Annotated in this window: 2 protein-coding genes; both read right to left on the bottom strand. The window is 73.0% G+C overall.

What is annotated here, in order from left to right; genetic code table 11:
- A partial coding sequence (locus ACWD3D_RS34885; protein WP_451464697.1) for an HtaA domain-containing protein occupies positions 1–1,529 on the bottom strand: 1,529 nt, incomplete at its 3' end.
- A gap of 202 nt (positions 1,530–1,731) precedes the next feature.
- Positions 1,732–3,189 (bottom strand): HtaA domain-containing protein, encoded by a 1,458-nt coding sequence (locus ACWD3D_RS34880; protein WP_451464696.1) that lies wholly within the window; start codon positions 3,187–3,189, stop codon positions 1,732–1,734.
- Positions 3,190–3,531: the final 342 nt, after the last annotated feature.

Below are 3,531 nucleotides of genomic sequence, written 5' to 3'. Positions count from 1 at the left end.
TCGACGCGGACAGCGCCGACCACTCCAAGCTCGGCATCGGCGACCCGGTCCAGGTGATCAACCCCTTCGGCACCTTCGACTACACCATCTCGGGCCACGGAGCCGGAGCCGGTCGAGCCCGTCGAACCGGTGGAGCCCGTGGAACCGGTCGAGCCCGTCGCACCGGTCGAGCCCGTGGAACCGGTCGAGCCCGTCGAACCCGCGCCCGGCAGTTGGGCGTTCTCGTCGAGGGAGACGGCGACGGTCAGCGCGTCGAGCTTCTCGCCCTTCTCGTACATCCCGCCGAATGCCGCGGAACCGCCCTCGGTGAGTGTGGCGGGGACGCCCGCGAGCGTCACCACGCCGTCCTTCGCGGTCAGTGCGGCAGCGGGCACGGTGAGATCGGCGAGGGCAAGTCCCTTGCTGACTTCGGTCTTTCCGGTCTCGCGATCCTTCGAGGACACGTCCGCGATCAGCTTGCCGGAGGTGCCGGTCACCTCGACGCGCAGGGCGGAGAAGGAGAGGTCGAGGGCGTAGGTGTCGCCGCTCTTGTGGCCGAGGAAGCGGACCTGGCCCTTGAAGTCGGCCTCCAGGCTCTTCTTCGCCGCGTCGAACCGGCCGGTGGCGTCACCGAAGCGGTAGCCGTTCGCGGTGGTCTTCGCGCCGCCGGTCGTCTCGACCGAGCCGCTCGCGATCGGGCCGGTGACGTACGAGCGGAAGGACTCCTTGACGCCCCAGTCGAGGGTGCCGTCCACCAGGGCGCCCTGCTCGGCGGCGGGCGCCGTGGCGGAGGCGTCCGGCGAGGGCGTGCCGGTCGGCTCCTTCGTCGGTTCGGCGGTGGGCTCGGTGGTGGGCTCCTTCGTCGGTTCCTTCGTCGGCTCGTCGGTCGGTTCCTGGGTCGGCTCCTCGGTCGCGGGGGTGACCGCCGTGACGGTGAGCGTGGCCGGGTCGAGGGCCTGGCCCTCCTGGTACATGCCGTTGAACGCCTCGGAGCCGAGCTTCGTCAGGGTGGCGGGGATGTCCTTGAAGACCATCGCGCCCCCGTCGCCCTGACCGGGCCGGACGGCCGACAGGTCCAGGTCGGCGACGGCCACGTCGTCCTGGGTTCCCGCGGGGGTCTTCAGGTCGGCGGTGATCGCGCCGCCGGTCCCGGTGGTGGAGACCTTGACGTCGGAGAGCGTGATGTCGAGGACGCCTTCGTGGGCCCAGAAGTTGACGCCTCCTTCGAAGGCGGTGTCGGTGCCGTGGGTGGCGAGGTCGTACGTTCCCTTGCCGTTGACGAAGGTGAACGCGCCGTTGTTCGCGGCCTGTTCGGCACCGTCCGAGACGGTGATCTTTCCGGCGGCACCGATGTAGCTGCGGAAGGACTGCTTGAAGCCCCAGTCGAGCGTGCCGTCCTTCAGCTCCAGCCGGGTCGCCGCGGCGGTGGCCGTGGTGCCGGTGGCCGCACCGGAGTCGGCGGCGAGGGCCGGAAGCGCGAAGGTGGCGCCCAGCGCGGCGGCGGTGGCGACGGCCGCGGCGAGGGCTATGGGGCGGCGGTTGGCTGCCATGGTCAGGGGTCTCCTCGGGAGAAGGGGGCGAAGAAAGGCAGGGGTGGGCGTGCGGCCGGGTCCGGGGGTTCCGGTGGCCGCCGCGCCGGGAGGGAGAAGTCGTGGAGCGGGCCGCGCGGGTACGGCCCTGGGGCCCGGGTGGGCCAGGGGTTCGGGTGGAGGGATCGGGCTCGGTCGCCCGTCCGAGGGGACCCGAGCGGGCTCAGTCCCCCGGGGTCTCTTCGGACGCCCGGGAACGGCGGGCGCGGCGGCGGCCGGCGTAGAGCACCCCGGCCGCGGCGGCGAGGGCGAGTGCGCCGATGGCCAGCCACCCTCCGGCGGCCGGGCCCGAGTCCGTCTCGGCGGTCGTCGCCGTGGCGACGGACGGGCTCGCGGAGGGGGTCGTGGCCGCCGGGGCGGCCGAGGCGGTGGCCCCGCTCCCCAGGTCGGGCAGGGCGGGCAGTGTCGCGCCCCGGTCCACGGCGACGGCCAGGGAGACCGGGTCCATGGCGGTGCCGGCGGCGTAGAGGGAGCCGAAGACCTTCGCCCCGGCGGCGGTGAGGGTGGCGGGCGCCTCGGTGAGGACCGCGAGCCCGTCCTTCGGCGTGAGCCCCCCGGCGTCGAAGGTGACCAGCGGGACGTTCGCCGAAACGGCTCCGGCGTTCGTGGCGTCGGCGCGGAGAGTGCCGGTGCCGGACTTCACCGAGACGGTGAAGTGGGCGAGTTCCAGGTCGAGTCCGTCGGCTCCGGTGAAGTGGACGCTGCCGACGAAGGCCGCCTCCAGAACTCGCTTCGCGGGGTCGTACGTCCCCTTCCCCCCGGGGAAGCGGAACAGCGCCCCGCCGTCCTTCGCGCCGCCGGCCAGGGTCCACTCGCCCCCGGCGACCGGGCCGGTGACGTACTCGCGGTAGGTGCGGCGGACGCCCCAGTCGACGGCCGCGTCCACGAAACGGTTCCCGGTCGCCCCGTCCCCTTCCGCCTCGTCGGCGTCGGCGTCGGCCTTACCGGACGCGCTCGGCGTCGCGGACGGGGAGGTCTTGGGTGCGGATGTGGCGGGTGCGGTGGTGTCGACGGAGAGCGTCACCGGGTCGAGCGGGGTGCCGGCCGTGTAGTAGCCGGCGAAGGCGGTGGCGCCCTGCGACGTCAGCGTCGCGGGGACGTTGTCGAGCGCGACGGGGGTGGAGCCGCCCCGCATGTCGATGCCGCCGAGGCCGAGCGTGGCGAGCGGCACCTGGGACCGGGTGGTGACCCGTCCGGTCCCCCGCTCCTTGCTGGTCATGTCGGCGTAGAGCGTGCCGGAGCCGCCGGAGATCCGGACGGTGGGCCGGGCGATGGTGAGGTCGAGCTCGTAGGAACCGTCGTCCGTGCGGTGGCCGACGAAGTGGACTCCGCCCGAGAAGCCGGAGGAGAAGGCACCGGTGGCCGGGTCGTAGGAACCGGTGGCCGAGTGGAAGCGGAACTGGCCGGCGCCGACCGTGGCGGCTCCGCCGGTGAGGCTCCAACTGCCCCCCGCGATGGGGCCGGTGACGTAGCTCTGGAAGGAGGACTTGATCCCCCAGTCCAGTCGCCCGCCCTGCACCGTACGGCTCGCCGCTTGTGCGGCGGTGGCCGGGAGCAGGGCTCCCAGCAGTACCGCGAAGAGCGCGACGGCGAGCGCGCGGGTGGATCGGGACGACAGCATGGACCCCTCCGAGGCCTGGCGAACTGAGGTAAGGCTAACCTAAGCTATGCCGAGGCCGTGACGGAACCCCCGGGACCCACCCAGAACACGCGGAACACGCAGAACAACTGGAACGCCCGGAACACCCCTTGTTCCGTACACGGTTCGCGGACGACCACAAAGACGATCAATCCCGCACGAAGCGGAACGACAGGACGGTGCCCCGTGCCCTTCACGCAGGACTTCGCCCCGCCGGGCCGGGCGCCCGCGGACCGCTTCGAATCCGGGCGCCACCGTGCCCCGTACGTCCACGCCTGTTTCCGCGCTCCCGCTCATCCCCCCATCCTGCATGGCCGCGCGGGT

The organism is Streptomyces sp. NPDC002690 (assembly GCF_053592415.1).
The sequence above is the reverse complement of the archived record's forward strand: the minus strand, read 5'-3'. Positions and strand labels throughout refer to the sequence as shown.